Source organism: Komagataeibacter rhaeticus, assembly GCF_011611525.1.
GTDB lineage: Bacteria > Pseudomonadota > Alphaproteobacteria > Acetobacterales > Acetobacteraceae > Komagataeibacter > Komagataeibacter rhaeticus.
This window is the reverse complement of the sequence record NZ_CP050139.1, coordinates 435648-452120: the sequence shown is the minus strand read 5'-3', so window position 1 is coordinate 452120 and position 16473 is coordinate 435648. Positions and strand designations below refer to the sequence as shown.

The window sequence follows — 16473 nt, the reverse complement described above, 5'->3', positions numbered from 1 at the left end:
TCTGCACCACTCAAATTCACTACAAGAATACGCTGCTGGCTCGGTATATCCGCCGGTAAACTACGCCATGTCCTGGGACGGGGTTCGGTTATGACCACGGGCGATCCCATAACGCCTGCCGGCCATCGGAATCACCGATCTGCTGGCCGACGTGGATCGCTGGACGGGATTTGCCGACTGCTTCACGCATTTGACTACCGGCCGGGCCCACGATGATCCCCGCGCGATCCTTACCGCCGTTCTTGCCGATGCGACCAATCTCGGCCACGCCCGCATGGCCGAGGCCTGTGGGTTGGTAACTCGGCGTCAGCTCGGCTGGCTCTCGGCCTGGCACCTTGCGCGAGGATAGTTACGGCGCGGCGCTGGCGAGGCTGGTCGAGGCGCAGCATCGGCTGCCGCTTGCCGCCTTGTTCGGCGACGGCACCGCGTCCCGCTCGGACGGGCAGCACTTCCCGCTCGATCGGCCTGCGCAGGCGACCGGCGCCGTCAATCCGCACAAGGGCAGCGAACCCGCCATCTCCTTCTACACCCATGTCTCCGATCGCTACGCGCCGTTCCATTCTACAGTCATCTCCGCCGGTGCCAGCGAGGCCGCGCATGTACTCGACGGCCTGCTCCATCATGGCGCCGACCTTGCGATCGAGCGTCACCATACCGATGGCGGGGGCGTTTCGGATCATGTGTTCGCCCTATGCCATCTCCTCGGTTTCCGTTTCGCCCCGCGCATCCCCAACATCGGTAACAGACGCCTGCATCTGTTCGGTGGGGTGGTGCACCGTTTTCTGAGACATCGCGGAGCGCTACGAACCTTGTGTGTCAATCGGCATTGAACTTTGACCCCCCACAAGAACGGACGATCGAGACCGTGAAGCGTCCCGGGTTTTCCGGAGGCTGTTTGGTTTGAGTCACGCAGCCATATCGATGTTCTCAAGGGCTGCATAGTAGTTGGCTTCAGCCTCGGCGGGTGGGATATAGCCGATGGGGCCGAAGAGGCGGTGGTTGTTGAACCAATCGACCCAGCGCAGCGTTGCCATTTCTACGGCCGATACCCCCGGCCAAGAGCGCTGCCGCCAGATGACCTCGGCCTTGTAGAGGCCGTTGATGGTCTCGGCCAAGGCGTTGTCGTAGGAATCACCGACGCTGCCGACCGAGGGCACCAGATTGGCCTCGGCCAGGCGTTGGGTGTAGTTCATGGCGAGGTATTGAACGCCCCTGTCGCTGTGGTGGATCAGGCCATCCTCGGGGCCGGGCCTGCGAGCATGGATTGCTTGCTCCAGGGCGTCCAGCACGAACCCGGCGGTGGCGCTGGTGCTGACCTTCCAGCCCACGATGCGCCGGGCATAGGCGTCGATCACGAAGGCGACGTAGACGAAGCCGCTCCACGTGTGGACGTAGGTAAAATCGACCACCCACAGGGCATTCGGTCGGCTCACGCGGAATTCGCGGTTCACCTTGTCCAGCGGGCATGAGGCCTTGGGATTGCTGATGGTCGTGACCGTCTTCTTCCCTCGCCGAATGCCAGCCAAACCCATAGCGCGCATCAGGCGTTCCACGGTGCACTTGGCCACCTGAATGCCTTCACGGCGCATCTGATGCCAGACTTTGCGAGTCCCATAGAGCCTCGAACTGGCCTCATACACCCGCTGATCTCGTCCTTCAGTTCGGCATCGCGCCGGGCACGGGCAGGCCGCCTGCCAGGATCGACAAGGCGTCGGGCATGCTCGTGATAGGAAGACGGGGCGATCGCCAGTTCGCGGCAGATCGGCTCGATACCCAAGTCCTCGCGATGGGCGTCTATGAACGCCATCATCATTTCCCGTGGCGGTCGAGCTCCGCCATCGCAAAATACGCCGACGCCTTGCGCAGGATCTCGTTGGCCCGCCGCAATTCCTTTACCTCGCGCTCAAGCTCCTTGAGCCGAACGCGGTCGTCCCCGGTTTGCGCCGCGGGACCCGCTCGCCGGCTCGCCTCCTCGCGGCACCAACGGCGCAAAGTCTCGGCCGTGCAGCCGATCTTGGCAGAAATCGAGGTCATCGCGGCCCACTCCGAGCCGTAATCGACGCGATGCTCGCCAACCATACGGACAGCACGCTCCCGGATCTCAGGCGAAAACTTCTTGGTCATGTTGTTCATGGTAGCTCCTTCTCACAGATAGGAGCCTCCGGAAAACCCGGGACGCTTCAATCCATCCAAGTCTGGTGTTTCGCTGGCGGCGAGAGGCTCGGGCCAAAGCGCAAGCCAAAGGCGGGACATCGTTCATACCTGTCATGGTGGCCCCGGTCCCCGAGCCGCCGCCATTGGAGCGTCGGAGAGAACAGGGAACGCTGTCCGGCCGAGCCGTCAGCCTGGTCTTTCCGGACGGTGTGCGGCTGGAGTTCGACACAGGGCTGTCCGCTGATCGTCTGCGTGAGATTGTGGGCGCACTGCGGTCATGATCCCGCTTCCTTCCACGCTGAGGATATGGCTGGCGGCCGGCGTGACCGATATGCGCTTGGGGATGCCCGGACTGGCGTTGAAGGTCCAGGAAGCACTGGGTCGTGACCCTTTCGCGGGTGACGTCTATGCCTTCAGATTCCATGAGGAGTGGATAGCGAGCCGCGCCGTGTCAGAGTGTGCTTGCTGAACTGGGGAATTTTCAACCAGCACATTTGGGGAGATTACAACCAGCACTCACACCATTCCCCCGACCTGTCCCACGACCTGCGATCCGACCTGCTGGATCTGCAGGTCGTTCTGCATCTGCTGGGCATCAAAGGTGTTGGTCAGCGGATGGCTGGACGTGGAGGGCGAGCGGGAGAGGTCGCCATTGGTGCTGCCGGCTGCGATCTGCACGTTCGACCCGATCGCCGACTGCGTGACCGAACTGGCGTCCTGATGGGTCGCGGCCCCCAGCAGGCCACCGGCATTAGCCGCCATGCCCGCGCCGATCGCCGTCATCGTCCCGCCCGTGCCACCGCCCGTAGCCCCTTCGGGATTCATGACGTTGGCCTGGTAGCCCATCGTCTTCGCCGTGGCGTCGGCATGGTTGGCGATGTCATTGGCCACCAGCGTGCCCGTGGACAGCTGGTTGAGCGCGGCCGCCGCCGTACTCTCGATCACGCCCCCGTTCAGGGTCGTCGTGCCGCTCGCCGTGACATCAAGACCGCCACTGCCCGCATACAGCCCGGACTGGGTCGCCTCGGTCGAGGCATAGCTGTCCTTGACGGTCGTGTGACTGAAACTCGCGCTGCCCCCGATGTCACCCGCGCCCCAGACCGGCACCGAGAAGCTGGCGTCGATGCCCGTGGTCTTCGAATTGTAGCCCGACGTGTCCTGCGCCGTGGTGATGGTCAGGTCTTTCGTCGCGACATCAATCGACCCGCCGCTGATCTCCGCCCCGTTCAGGGTCGTCGTGCCGGTCGCGTTGGCAATGGTGACATTGTCCGTGCCGCTGACCGTGCTGTCCACCGCCGTGCTGGACGCGGCATTGGTGTTGGTCTTCGAGGCGCCGAATTCGCCTTCGATGCTGACACCGGCCCCTTTCGTGCCGATGCTGGCCGAGGCCCCCACGCTCGCCTCGATCGATTTCGAGCTGGCGACCTCGTGCGTCGTGTCATACCCCGCCTGCAGCGTCACCTGCCCCGGCGCGGTCAGGGTCACGTCCTGGCCCGAAAGCTGGGACGCCGTCGCCACGATATTGCCCGACTGGCTGTCGGTCGGCACGCCGCCTGTCGCGGTCACGGCCAGCGTGTTGCCAGCCGCCGCCGTCGAACCCTGCACCGTGCCCGTCGTCAGCGTCGTGCTCGACTTCTCGAGGTCAAAGCCGATATTCGACTGCACCGCAATCAGGTCGATATTGCCCTCGGGAGTATCGCCTTTCTCGAACAGGCTGGAAACGGACTCGACCTACCGTGACGCCTGCGGCAACCCCAGCCGTCACGCCCGTTGTCGATGCCTGTGCATCACCACCGAAGCCAACTGGTTACGTTTTTGTCACTCGGATGAGCGGTACGTCTACGCCGCCAAACCAAAAGCCAAAACCAAGAGGGCAATATTTATGTAGGCACTCTGCAATTTGTGCCTAATTGTGTGTATTTCCATTAACGACTGCTACGTTATGTTAAAAAGCAACCTCAAACGGAGACGTAACCTTTTTCCTGCCATGATTTTTCCATCTGAGGAAGGCACGCTATGATTTTATCTAAATCTTCTGTCATTTTTGGAAATATAGTCTTATATTCATTGCTTCGATAACGCTTAACAAATTCGAAGTCACCAAGGATACACCGAACGATACAAAGCATAACTCCACGCTCTTGCTCGTATTCTTTATACCCTCCAGACGCTGTTACAGCATACCGCGCAGGAAGTTCTTCGAGCATGTCTTTTTCGCTATTAAAATTATAATGACTTTCAAAGAATGCAATGCCTTGAAGAAATATTCTTTTAATCACATCTTTAAATTCGTTTGCGTCGCGCCAATACGGCTTATCCAGCCCGCCGGCTTCTATAAACATCGCTCTATTTTGAATAAACCGTGGCGTAGATTGCAAAAATTCTGGCAACATGTTTAGCGAGCCTCTGATATCCGAAAACGTTACGCGCGATGTATGGACAGATGTTCCTAATATTTTTTTATATAACCGCATTGTTTTTTTATTATCTAGAAATAGCACAGGAAAAGGCATTACTTCTCCAAAGGGCCCAACCCGGTCAAATCGGAGTCCTGGCTCGACGATTAAAGTCGTATGTTTTAGAGATTTATTCTTAAACTGGTCGGATACGAATTCCCAACCGTCATACCCTTCAACAGCCTCTTGGCATAATGCTAGGATATCATTCTTAAATACTGACATTTTATAACCTCATGGTGCACGTAATACGATAACAGGTACAGCAGTCTTTTTTCCATTAATCCCTGCAGCCCCAGCACGTTTTTCACCCACTGCGGTCGCACTGCCTTGCGCCACCTTCGGATACACCAAATTCTGTCCCCTGGTAAGTTCGGCCTTCCCCGTTTTGATCTCTACAACAAGCCGACCGTTTGCATCTAAAGTCAGGATACTAACTGGGTTACCGTGAAAATCCAGCAACCGATTCCCTTGCAAGTCCTCTACAACGAACCCGGATGGAACGTTTACATTTTGATTAGGTTGGCCGTTAACGATTGTACAGTCCGCTACACAACGGGTTCCATTTTCGTCTTTGAATGTAATACTGGGAACAACTTCGAGTCCTTGTTTTTGAAGATCGTCGATCACCTCGGCTTCTGCAGCTTTCCCGGTCGCAAAATTCGTACGAATCTGGAAATTCGACGGATCAAGATTTTTTTCTACACTGCCCTCAGCATGAACGCTCTTAACTGTAGTGACCGCCAGACCACTTGCGCCTTCATCATTTGCGGGTTCCTGCTGTGCATAATGCCAATCAGACTCTGAATTCAGCAATGAACTTTTTAGATGAAAAGGGTCGTTATCATGATTGTACTGTTCGACACCCGAAGCCGCGTCGGCGGCGGACAGGGCATTGACGGACATATCGCCCTGCCCTGATATCGCACCGCCAATAATGCCGCCCAATGCCCCTTCCCCTGAAGCCAGGCCGTTGGTCAGGACGCCGGCGAAAGTCTTCTGGGCATCGGGATCATCCGGAAACAGGCTGTTCGCCATCGAAGCAGCGATCGGATCGGTCAGTCTATATAAAGATCCAGACAACGCGGTACCAACCGCCGCTCCCAGAACATTGCCATTTCCTAATGCGGCGACGACGGCGTTACCTGCGGCTTCAAGCCCAGCCCGGCCCACGCCCCCTTCTCCAAAAGCGTTTTTGTCAACGGACTCCAGGCCGGTCGAGACCATATCCCCGACCTGTCCCACGACCTGCGATCCGACCTGCTGTATCTGCAGGTCGTTCTGCATCTGCTGGGCATCGAAGGTATTGGTCAGCGGATGGCTGGACGTGGAGGGCGAGCGGGAGAGGTCGCCACTGGTGCTGCTGGCTGCAACCTGCACGTTCGACCCGATCGCCGACTGCGTGACCGAGCTGGCATCCTCATGGGTCGCGGCGCCCAGCAGGCCACCGGCATTGGCCGCCATGCCCGCACCGATCGCAGTGGCGAAGCTGCCTGTGCCACCGCCCGTAGCCCCTTCGGGATTCATGACGTTGGCCTGGTAGCCCATCGTCTTCGCCGTGGCGTCGGCATGGTTGGCGATGTCATTGGCCACCAGCGTGCCCGTGGACAGCTGGTTGAGCGCGGCCGCCGCCGTGCTCTCGATCACGCCCCCGTTCAGGGTCGTCGTCCCGCTCGCCGTGACATCAAGACCGCCACTGCCCGCATACAGCCCGGACTGCGTCGCCTCGGTCGAGGCATAGCTGTCCTTGACGGTCGTGTGACTGAAACTCGCGCTGCCCCCGATGTCACCCGCGCCCCAGACCGGCACCGAGAAGCTGGCGTCGATGCCCGTGGTCTTCGAATTGTAGCCCGACGTGTCCTGCGCCGTGGTGATGGTCAGGTCTTTCGTCGCGACATCAATCGACCCGCCGCTGATCTCTGCCCCGTTCAGGGTTGTCGTGCCGGTCGCGTTGGCGATGGTGACGTTGTCCGTGCCGCTGACCGTGCTGTCCACCGCCGTGCTGGACGCGGCATTGGTGTTGGTCTTCGAGGCGCCGAATTCGCCCTCGATGCTGACGCCGGCCCCCTTCGTGCCGATGCTGGCCGAAGCCCCGACGCTCGCCTCGATCGATTTCGAACTGGCGACCTCGTGCGTCGTGTCATACCCCGCCTGCAGCGTCACCTGCCCTGGCGCGGTCAGGGTCACGTCCTGGCCCGAAAGCTGGGACGCCGTCGCCACGATATTGCCCGACTGGCTGTCGGTCGGCACGCCGCCTGTCGCGGTCACGGCCAGCGTGTTGCCAGCCGCCGCCGTCGAACCCTGCACCGTGCCCGTCGTCAGTGTCGTGCTCGACTTCTCGAGGTCAAAGCCGATATTCGACTGCACCGCAATCAGGTCGATGTTGCCTTTTGGGGTCTTGCCTTCCTCGAACAGGCTCGACAGGGATTTCACCTGTGTAATCCCGCCCTTCATGCTAGCCATGACCCCGGTCGAGACGCCCGTCATCGCCGCCTGCGCACCATCCAGGGCCGCAAGCTTCCCACTATCCTTGCCACTCGCCTGGGAGGCGGACAGGGCGATATCCACCATCTGTCCCACCACCGAGTTCGGGTTGAGCCCCGTGGTATCGCCGATGAACAGCGACTTGTGCGTCTGGGTCTGGGTGGCGACATCCTCAAGCGCATTGAATGACACCGACGATCCCGTGACCGTCGCATCCTTCGCCGCCCCGAGGTCGGATCCGTTGATCGTGACCGGCCCGTTCGCGGTAATGCTCAGATTGCCGCCGGTCGACGCGATCTCGCTGGGGGTCCAGCTGGTCTGGGAATAGGTGTCGGTATCGGTCGTCTTGCCAAAGCCGATCTTGGCCGAAGCCCCGCTGGTGCCAAGGAACAGTCCGGACGATTTCTGCTCATAGAAGGCGTTGGCCGTATCCTTCAGGGCGTTTTCGGTGAACTTTCCACCTGCCTGGAGCGTGACGTTGCCGCCGCCTGCAACCGTACCCGCCACGGACATATCCCCGCCCGAGACCATGGTGACATTGTCATTGGCCGCCACCGTGCTGCCGACCTGGTCGGTGGAACTCTCGCTCGAGGTCGTGGTGGTCTTGTTCAGGAAGCCGTGCTCGACGGTACGGGTATAGGAGGACTGGCTGTCGGTGACCGCGTTGAGGTTCACGTTGCCCGTCGCCATCAGCGTGGCCGACTTCCCGGCCGCGACCGTGGCGCCCGCCAGGGTGAGGTCGCCGCCGAGGGCGGCCGCCGTCAGGTTCCCGCCCGTGCTGATCGACGCCCCGAAATTCTCCGTCTCGGCCGCGCGGTGGCTGTAATCATGCTGCTCGATGTCCTGCGACGCGCTCGCCGCAACCGAACCCAGCGTGATCCCCTGCCCTGCCACAAGCGTGGTATCACCCAGCGCGCTGAGCGACCCGCCATCAAACGTGATGTCCTTCGCCGCATAGATCTGCGCATCGCCCCCCGAGGTGATGGTGCCCTGCGCGCCCAGAGACTGCGCCTTCCCGCCATCGACCATGAAGGTGTTGAGCTGGTCCTCGTTGACGACCGAGCCGTTCAGCGCCGCCAGCGCCACGCTGCCGCCCGACAGCGTCCCGCCCGCATTGACGATATCCCCGCTGGTCGCGGTCAGCGACAGCGCGTTGCTGGCGTTGATCGTGCCGGTATTGTTGATGCTCGAGCCGGTCAGCGACACGTTGGTCGCCGAGATCTCCGCCCCGTCCGTAAGCGTCGCCTGGCCCGGCGCCAGATACAGCTTCGGCGCCAGCACACTGCGCCCGTCCACCGTCTCGGGCACATACCAGACAATGTTCTGCGTCAGCGCCGCCTGCTGGCTGGCCGTCAGCGCCACGCCAAAGGTCAGGTCAAGCGCATTGGATTCCGAGACCGCGTTGTTGAGCAGCAGTTCCATCTGCTCGTTGGCCGTCTCGTAGCTGCTGCCAAGGAAGGTCTGGCCCGTCGACGCCACGATCTGCTGCTGGATGAACTCGGTATCGAAATACGAATCCCCCAGGAACTCGTAATCCGCCGTGTTGTCACCCAGCCGGTTGACCAGGTACTGCGAGCCGTAGAAGCCGCTGAAGGTCGCGTATTTCGGGTTGGTCTCGATCAGGTAATGCGCGCTGGGGTCCGGATCGGCGATGAACAGCGCGCTGCCGCCCGGAATGGCCGAGATCACCGTCGGGATGGTCGGGTCGCTGCTGGTGGCAAAGCCCGGCAGCGTCATCGCGGCTTCCTGGGCCGTGGCCGACGCCTTCACCTGCGCGGTCTCGACCCCCTGATAGGCCAGGGAGCCACCCGCCGTGGCGGGCGCCGCCGCACTGCTCCGCGTGCCGGCCGCCCCCGCGACCCCGGTGCTCACATCCGCCAGGGCCGCCATCGCCCCGCCGTTCAGCGCGGCGTCAGCCGCAACCCCGGACGCAGACGAAGCCGCAGCCACCGGAGACAGGCCGCCCGGCGTCTCGCCGGTATAGCTGGTATATTCACTGGAACTCGCATTGGCGATTTCCGTCTGGTTGTTGATCGTGCCCGTGAAGGTGCCCGTGATATTGTCTTTGGCAACGATGGTGCCGGTCGGGCCGTAATAGGTTTCGGTCGCGCCCCACTGTTCCGGGTTCTCAGGTGCCTGGGTCCAGTAGTGACCGATCGTAATGGGGCCAAGCTTCTTCTTGTGCCTTACGGCAGACGTCGGACCGCCCGTGAAGGCCGGGTCGGACTGACTGGTCCAGCTACAGCCATAGAACGCCTTGCAGGTTACATAAAAGGCATGCTGGACCGCATAGCCGATATTGTCGAGGCTGCCCCCGCTGAGATTGATGTCGCGCCCTGCCGCGATATGACTGGCATCGTTGATGATGCCACCTGTGGTTGTAATATCCACATCACGCCCGGCCGAGATCAGGGAGGCGGCGTTGTTGAGCGTGGCGCGCCCCCCATCTTCCTGCACATAGATCGTGCCCCCCTGGGAATGACCGACAAGCTGGCCCGTGCCCTGTGCGCCGGTCACGGTATCCAGCAGGCCAGCCGGGACGGGAATATCGACATTGCTGCCGCCGCCATAACTATGGCTCCACAGAACGGTACTGGCGACAACCGTCACCCCACCCAGGACATCATTGGTGACCGTGCCAGCGTTGATCAGGACATCCCCGCTGGCGCTGTCAGCAACAATTTCGCCGGAACGGTTGAACACGGCGGTGGCCGCCCCGCTGGCGCCATTGCCGATCCCGATCGACCCGTTATCCGAAAGGATGGCCCCGAGCTGGTTGGTCAGGGTGCCGGGCAGGTCCAGGGCCACACCGGCCACACCATCAATGAGGCCGGTATTGGTGATTGCTCCGCCCGAGGAGACGTCCAGGACGCCGCCTTCGGCCATCAGGGCGCCGTTATTGGTGACCGATGCCGCCGTGATGGTGGCATTGCCCCCGGCCAGCACGCCGCCACCGGCCTCGGCCGTATAGTCGCCCCCGACCCGCAGCAGCGTATCGCCACCGGACTGGAACAGCATGCCACTGTCGAGGTCCCCCGTGAGCGTCACGGCCAGCGCGTTCCCCGCGACCAGCTGCGCAGCACCACCGAGCGAGGTCGCATCAAGCGAGAGATTGCCCGCCGCCTGCACCACGCCGTCCGTATCGCTGAACCCGGTCATGGCGCCGCCGCCGGCATTTGCAAGCGACAGGGTATTCTGGCCGGTGCGTTCGATCACGCTGCCGCCGTCATTGTCCAGCCCGCCCGCCACCAGGGTCAGGTCGCCCCATGACTGCAGCGTGCCGCCCGCGTTATTGATGCTGGCGGCAGCCTGCGTGCCGCCGGCGGAGACCAGCAGGCTGCCATCGGCCGCGTTGACCAGGCCGCCCGACCCGTTGGTCAGGCTGTCGGCAACCAGCGTGATATCCTGGCCCGCCTGAAGCGCGCCGCCATCATTGGCAAGCTGCGCCATCGCACCGCCGCCTGCATTGCGGACATCCAGCGTGCCGCCGGTGCTGACGATCCGGCCGGCGCTGGTGTTATCGAGCGATGCCGCCGCCAGCACGACATTGCCCGCACCCTGGATCGCACCGCCTTCATTGCCCACCGCGCCGGTCGTGGTGACGCTCACGGTGCCCGCACCCGAGATGACCGCGCCGGATGTGTTGGTCAGGCTGGCCCCCGAAAGGGCGACCGCGCCATTGCCCCCGATCCGTCCATCGGTATCGTCGATCGCGCCGCCACTCTTCAGTGTCACGCCCTGCGTGCCGTAGACCAGGCCGGAATTCGACACGGAGCCGGACAGGGTCGCGTTCATCTGGTCGGACGCCACCAGCGTCCCGGTATTGGCAAGGGAGGCCGCGTTGAGGTCCACCAGGCCAGCCAGCGCACCGATCTCGCCGCTATTGGTCACGCCCTGCGCCGCAAGGGTGACATCCCCCTGCGAGACGAGCGTGCCACCATTGGCCAGGGCCGCCTGCGTCGTGACGTCAAGGGTGGCGCCACGGCCTTCGGCCTCGATCCGCCCGACATTGGACAGGCCATCACCGCTGCCCGTTCCGGTCAGGACGAGGGCGAGCACGCCGTTTTCGGTCGCCACCAACCCGCTGGAGGCGGTCGTCAGGCCAGCGGCCGTAAGGCCCAGCCCCTGCCCGCCCACCAGCGTGCCCGCAACACCCATGTCGCCCGCCGCCACCACGGACAGGTCCTGCCCGGCACTCATGACGCCCGTGGCATCATCGGACCAGGTCCCCGTCACCAGCGACAGGTTTCCGGCCGCCTTGACCGCGCCACCGGCGTTCGAGAAGGCCAGGGCGGATGCGGGTGCGCTGTCGGCATCCAGCGCGATGTTGCCATCGAGTGCGAGGATGCGGCCATTGTCATTGCCGATCGTCTCGGCCGCGACCGAGACACTCCCGGCCGCCTGGATGATGCCACCCGACGTATTGTCCAGCGTCGCCATCAATGTGGCGGGAGCCCCGGCGGAGAGCGTCACGTTGCCGCCCACGCTGACCAGGGTGCCGGCGGTGTTGGCGAGGCTGGCCGCCGCAATGGTCAGGGTGCCGCCCGCCTGCACCGCGCCGCTGCGGTTATCAAGGGCGGTCAGCGGCGTCGTGGCATCGCCATTGCGGATCCCGATGGCGCCTCCCGCGAGGATCGTGCCGGCTTCGTTATCGAGGCCTGTGGCGGAAAGCGCGAGGCTGGTCCCGGCCTGGATCGTGCCATTGTCATTGGCGACCTGTGCCGCCGTCATGGCCAGCGCGCCCGCAGCCCCCGTGCCGATGGTCCCGCCCTGATTGGACGTTGTGCCCCCTGACCCAAGCGTCAGTCCGGTCGCGCCATACAGCGTGCCGGTATTGATCAGGTCATCCGTCGTGGACACGTCAAGCCCTGCCGCAGTTGCGATCAGGCCGCTATTGGTCAGGTCGGTCGCCACAAGCGCGCTACTTCCCCCGAGGGAAGCAATCTCACCGCCATTGAGCATGAGGCCGTCGGCGTCGACGCTCTGGTTCCCCTGCGAGATGATCGTACCCGTGTTGGCGAGCGACGTCGCATCAACCTTCAGGATACCGGCCGCATCCGCGTCCTCGATGGCGCCAGCGTTGGACAGGGCGGGCGATGCCGCATTCCCATGGACGGCAATCATCGTGTCACCGGCGAGGGCGCCAATGGTGCCCTTCGCGCCATTGACCAGGCTGGCCGCCGAAAGGCTTAGCCCGTCACCTGCCGTGATCGCCCCTTCGTTATCGGCCGCCCCCGTGACCGACAGGCCAAGCGCGGTTCCTGCCTGAAGGGCAGCAGATGTGTTGCTGGCATACTGGCCGGTCGCAAGCGTCAGCGCGCCACCCGCCTGGACCGCGCCATCCGTATTGGTGAACCGCCCCTGCCCCGACCCGTTATCGGTGATGGCAACAGAACCGGTTTTCCCGACCAGGCCACCGGATGTATTGTCAACGCTCACCGCGCTGATCGTGAGGTCATTGCTGGCCTCGACCAGGCCCGATGCGTTCGTCAGGTGGTCAAGGGCCGCACCCGTCGCATCGCGGGCAAGGGTGACGGATGTCCCGCCCAGCACTGTCCCGCCGGTATTGTCGAGGGCGGTCGTCACGATGGACATGAGGGCGGCTGCCTGCAGCCAGCCGTTATTGTTGGCGACACTGGCGGCATCGATGTTCAGGCCACCATCCGTCGCGATGATTTTGCCCCCGGTATTGTCGAGGCTGGCGGCGGCAAGCTGCACCACGCCGGTATCACTGCCAAGCTGCCCGCCCCTGTTGGACAGGGCGCCACCCGCAGCAAGGCTCAGGCCGCCTGCCCCATATAACGTACCCGTATTGGTCACCGTACCCGCCGTGCGCACGCCAAGCGTGCCGGCGGCAAGGATGCTATCACTGTTGGCCAGCGTGGCGGCGTCGATCGTCAGGCTGCCCAATGCCGACTGGGATTTTATGATCCCCGTATTGGCCAGGCCACCAGTCCCCGCCGCGTTGAGGGTAAGGTTGCCCGCGGTTGCAACCAGCAGGGCGGATGCCCCGTTGGCGATGTGGTCCGCCGTCACGCTCACGCCCGTGCCGCCACCCAGCGTGCCTTCGTTATCGACCGCCCCCGTGGCGGTGACGGCAAGGGCCTGCTGCGCCGTCAGCGAAGCCGTGGTGTCGGATGTATAGCTGGCCAGTGCAGCAGTCAGGCTGCCCCCACCCTGGATGGCCCCGCCATTATTGGTGACGGCCTGCGCCGACAGCGTCATGTCACCCGACTGGTCGAGGATCTTCCCGCCCGTATTATCCAACGCCCCCACGGCGGCAATCGAGGCCAGACCGGTCGTGCTCGATATCTGGCCACCGGCATTGGACAGCGTGCTGGCGCTGGCCAGCGTCAGCCCCGCCTGGGCTGCGATCGTGCCGGTATTGGCGAGCGACCCTGCCCGGGCGGACAGGGCGCCACCGGATGCGCCGATGCCGCCACTGTTATCGAGCACACCGGTCGCAGAAAGCGACAGCGCGCCAGCCCCGGCCGTCACCGTCCCGCTATTGCCGATCGCAGCCGCCCGGGCGGCCAGGGTCGTACCGCCGCCAATGGTCCCGCTGTTATTCAGGGCGCCGCCTGCCGCCAGCTGCATCCCGCCACCTGACTGCAGCGTCCCGGCATTGCTGACCTGCCCGCCCACCTGCGCCTGCAGGTCGCCCGAAGCCGCCATGGAACCGTTGAGCACAAGGTCGCCGGCATCGGTCAGCGTCATGTCGCCTGCATTGGCCGCCATGGTGCCGTCAACCCGCACGCCGGCGCCGGCCTCGTTGACCACCATGTAGATCCGGTTGGCGTACATCCCGCCAAGGGCCGCCGTATCAATCGCGAATTCCGGGGCGGCCGTGCCGTCGGACGCCAGCGGATGGGCCGCGTTGGTGCCGTAATCGACCCGGTTGCGCCCGGCCACGATAGTGGCCGTCTCCGCATTGACCTGCGCCTTGAGCGTCACCGAGCGCGACAGGATGTCGAGCACCGGCACGGTGGTGAAGTCCCCGCCCTTCCCCTCGAAGGTGATGTTGCCGCCCCGGACGACGATGTCCTTCAGGTTGCCGCTGGCATCCATCTCCGGCGTGCCGGTGGCAAGGGTCACATGGGCGGTGTTGATGAACCCGCATCCCGCACAGGTGATGCCGTTGGGGTTGGCCACCACCACCGAGGCCTGGTGCCCCGCCACTTCCGTATAGCCCAACATCTGTGTCGGCAGGTTGCCGGTCACCTCGTTGAGGATCAGGCTGGCGGCATGGCCGTCAAGATTGGTGTTGCCATACACCACGCCCCCGATCTTCGTCTCGGTCGCCGTAGTGGCGTTGTTCAGGATCACGCCGCTTTCGGGCACGCCATACTGGATGAAGTCATTATGCGACACGCCCGCCGCGTTGGGGGTGGCGATATTGACCTGGTCGATGCCGTTCTGGGTCTTGTCCAGCGTCGGCTCGGGGCCGCCGGCATGGGGATCGACCACGATCTGCGGCTCCGCCTGCTGGGCGGATGCGGCGGACACGGTCGAGGCCAGGAACAGGGAGACGGCGGCAAAGACATGCACGCAGCGCTGAAGACGTGACGGACCCGGAATGATATCGGGTGCGGCAACCCTGCGGGGCGTCTTCATCATATCTTCGCTCCAACCTGAAACAGCGGGATCAGCCCTTCCGAGGGAAGCGGGCCGGTATACATGGAATGGGTCAGGGAGACGTTCCAGAAGAACGGCCCCGTGGTCTTGCGCAGCCCCAGGCCGCCGCCCGCCATCTCGCCGCCCTTCAGCGCAGGCGGCGTGGAGGACGAGGCGAAGCCCGCGCGCACGACGCCGACATCAAGGGCGGCGTAAAGCTGGGTGCCCTCGATGACCTGGTGGCAGATGAAGGCGAACTTCCCGCACTTCAGGCCCTTTGTGGGCAGCTGCCACGAGAAGTCGTTGCGCATGTAGCCGCCGTCATTGCCCAGCAGGATCTGTTCGAGGAAGCCGCGCACTGAATAGGGGCCGCCTACCTGCAGTTCATTGGTGGGGAACTGGTCGCGCGTGCTGTATTCGCCGTGCAGCGTGGTATGCCACAGCACGCCGCGCGCAAGCGGCTTGTAGCCGTCAATGTCGAGCGAGGGCTTGAGGTAGGACGAGTGCGGGTCCTGCCAGCCGGGACGGGTGAAGTTCGACCACGTGCCCGCGCCATCCACCGCAACCTTGAGGCCGCCGGTGATGTACCACACCCCGCCCCAGCCCTTGAGCGATTCACTGACCTGCACGTTGACGAAGGCCTGCCGCGCCGTCTCGGTGTCGATCACCGTATGGTTGATCTCCGAGCCGAACGACTTGCGCTCGTAGCTGGCCTGGAAGGTGGTCACGCCAATGCGGTTGCGCAGCAGCACGCGCGAGATGCCAAGGCGCCAGTCACGACGGCTGCCGCCCAGGTGGTAGACATCGGTCAGGGCCAGCAGGGGATAGTCGTCCTGCGAGCGCCACCAAGACCCGAACACGGTCCAGTAGCCGAACGGGATCGACCCGTTGACAGACAGGTAGGACGTGCCGCGCTGCCCGGCATGGCCGACAAGCGAATGGTCGTATTCCACCGACCACAGGTCCAGCAGCCCCAGCGGGTTTTCCGCCGTGAGCATGGCATGGCCCGTCTCCTGGCCGGTAATCTGCTGGCCGTAATTATCGAACCAGACCTGGCCGTGCAGCACGCCACGCTTTGGCGCGGTGACCACCACGGTGGACGCCCCTGCCCTGCCGCCGGGGGCGATGCGCATGCGCGCGCCCCAGTGGCTCAGCCGGTTCATGTCCTCGATCCCCTGTTCCAGGTCCCGCAGGTTGAGGATCTTCCCGTGCAGCCCGGGGAAGGCCATGACGGTCGCCAGCCGGGCCGGGCGGCCCTGTAACTGGACACCCGCCAGTTTCCCTTCGATCACCACGATCCGCAGGTGCCCGCTGGAGAGCTTCTGCTCGGGCAGGTAGGCCCGCGAGGTGATGAAACCCTGGCGGATATAGGCGGCATTGAGCGCGTTGATCAGTCCGTTGAGATCGCGCACCGACATGCAGGTGCCGACATGGGGACCGGTGATCGCATCCGTCGTCGCGCGCGACAGGTGCTGCGCACCTTCGACCGTGATGTCATGCACCGTAACACAGGTTTTTGATGCCTGTGGCAGGGCGGACGGCCTCTGGATCTGGATGTCGTTTGACGGTGGCGGCAGCGCGTCAAGCTGCTCCTGGTGCTGCTCGAAGCGCTGGAACTGGTCCTGCGACGAGCCCGGCCCCGCCGGCATCACGCCGCCGGGCAGGCCCGGCACCTGGGCCATTGCCACACCGGGCAGCGCCATCATGGCCGCCGCCGCCCCAACCTGCCAGCGCATCACGCGCATTCCGGACTATGCGGCCGGCT

The 16473-nt window shown here is 63.6% G+C and carries 5 protein-coding genes, 2 pseudogenes and 1 other annotated feature; of the genes and pseudogenes, 2 read left to right on the top strand and 5 right to left on the bottom strand.

Annotation, left to right across the window (positions count from 1 at the left end; translation table 11 throughout):
* Positions 1 to 115 precede the first annotated feature (115 nt).
* Positions 116 to 770, top strand: a pseudogene (locus tag GWK63_RS02185) (Tn3 family transposase); the annotation flags it as partial.
* Between the two features lie 135 nt (positions 771 to 905).
* Here the strand turns inward: GWK63_RS02185 and GWK63_RS02180 are convergent.
* A pseudogene (locus GWK63_RS02180) lies at positions 906 to 2133 on the bottom strand (IS3 family transposase).
* Positions 1738 to 1852, bottom strand: a sequence feature (AL1L pseudoknot). It overlaps the preceding pseudogene by 115 nt.
* 298 nt (positions 2134 to 2431) lie before the next feature.
* Between GWK63_RS02180 and tnpB the strand changes: the two are divergent.
* Entirely contained in the window at positions 2432 to 2623 is a 192-nt protein-coding gene (tnpB, locus tag GWK63_RS17520; RefSeq protein ID WP_083824534.1) for an IS66 family insertion sequence element accessory protein TnpB, read from the top strand.
* Between the two features lie 47 nt (positions 2624 to 2670).
* Here the strand turns inward: tnpB and GWK63_RS02170 are convergent, their stop codons facing one another.
* From GWK63_RS02170 to GWK63_RS02155, 4 genes are all read right to left on the bottom strand, one after another.
* Positions 2671 to 3819, bottom strand: a complete 1149-nt coding sequence (locus GWK63_RS02170) for a hemagglutinin repeat-containing protein (protein WP_223846619.1) — start codon at positions 3817 to 3819, stop codon at positions 2671 to 2673.
* 293 nt (positions 3820 to 4112) lie between these two features.
* Entirely contained in the window at positions 4113 to 4835 is a 723-nt protein-coding gene (locus GWK63_RS17170) for a hypothetical protein (protein WP_223846618.1), read from the bottom strand.
* Positions 4836 to 4844: 9 nt separating this feature from the next.
* Positions 4845 to 14711 carry a beta strand repeat-containing protein gene (locus GWK63_RS02160; protein WP_166498095.1) on the bottom strand — a complete coding sequence of 3289 codons (9867 nt, stop codon included), beginning with the start codon at positions 14709 to 14711 and terminating at the stop codon, positions 4845 to 4847.
* Entirely contained in the window at positions 14708 to 16444 is a 1737-nt protein-coding gene (locus tag GWK63_RS02155; RefSeq protein WP_166498094.1) for a ShlB/FhaC/HecB family hemolysin secretion/activation protein, read from the bottom strand. Before GWK63_RS02155 ends, GWK63_RS02160 begins: the two co-directional genes overlap by 4 nt.
* Between the last annotated feature and the right edge of the window lie 29 nt (positions 16445 to 16473).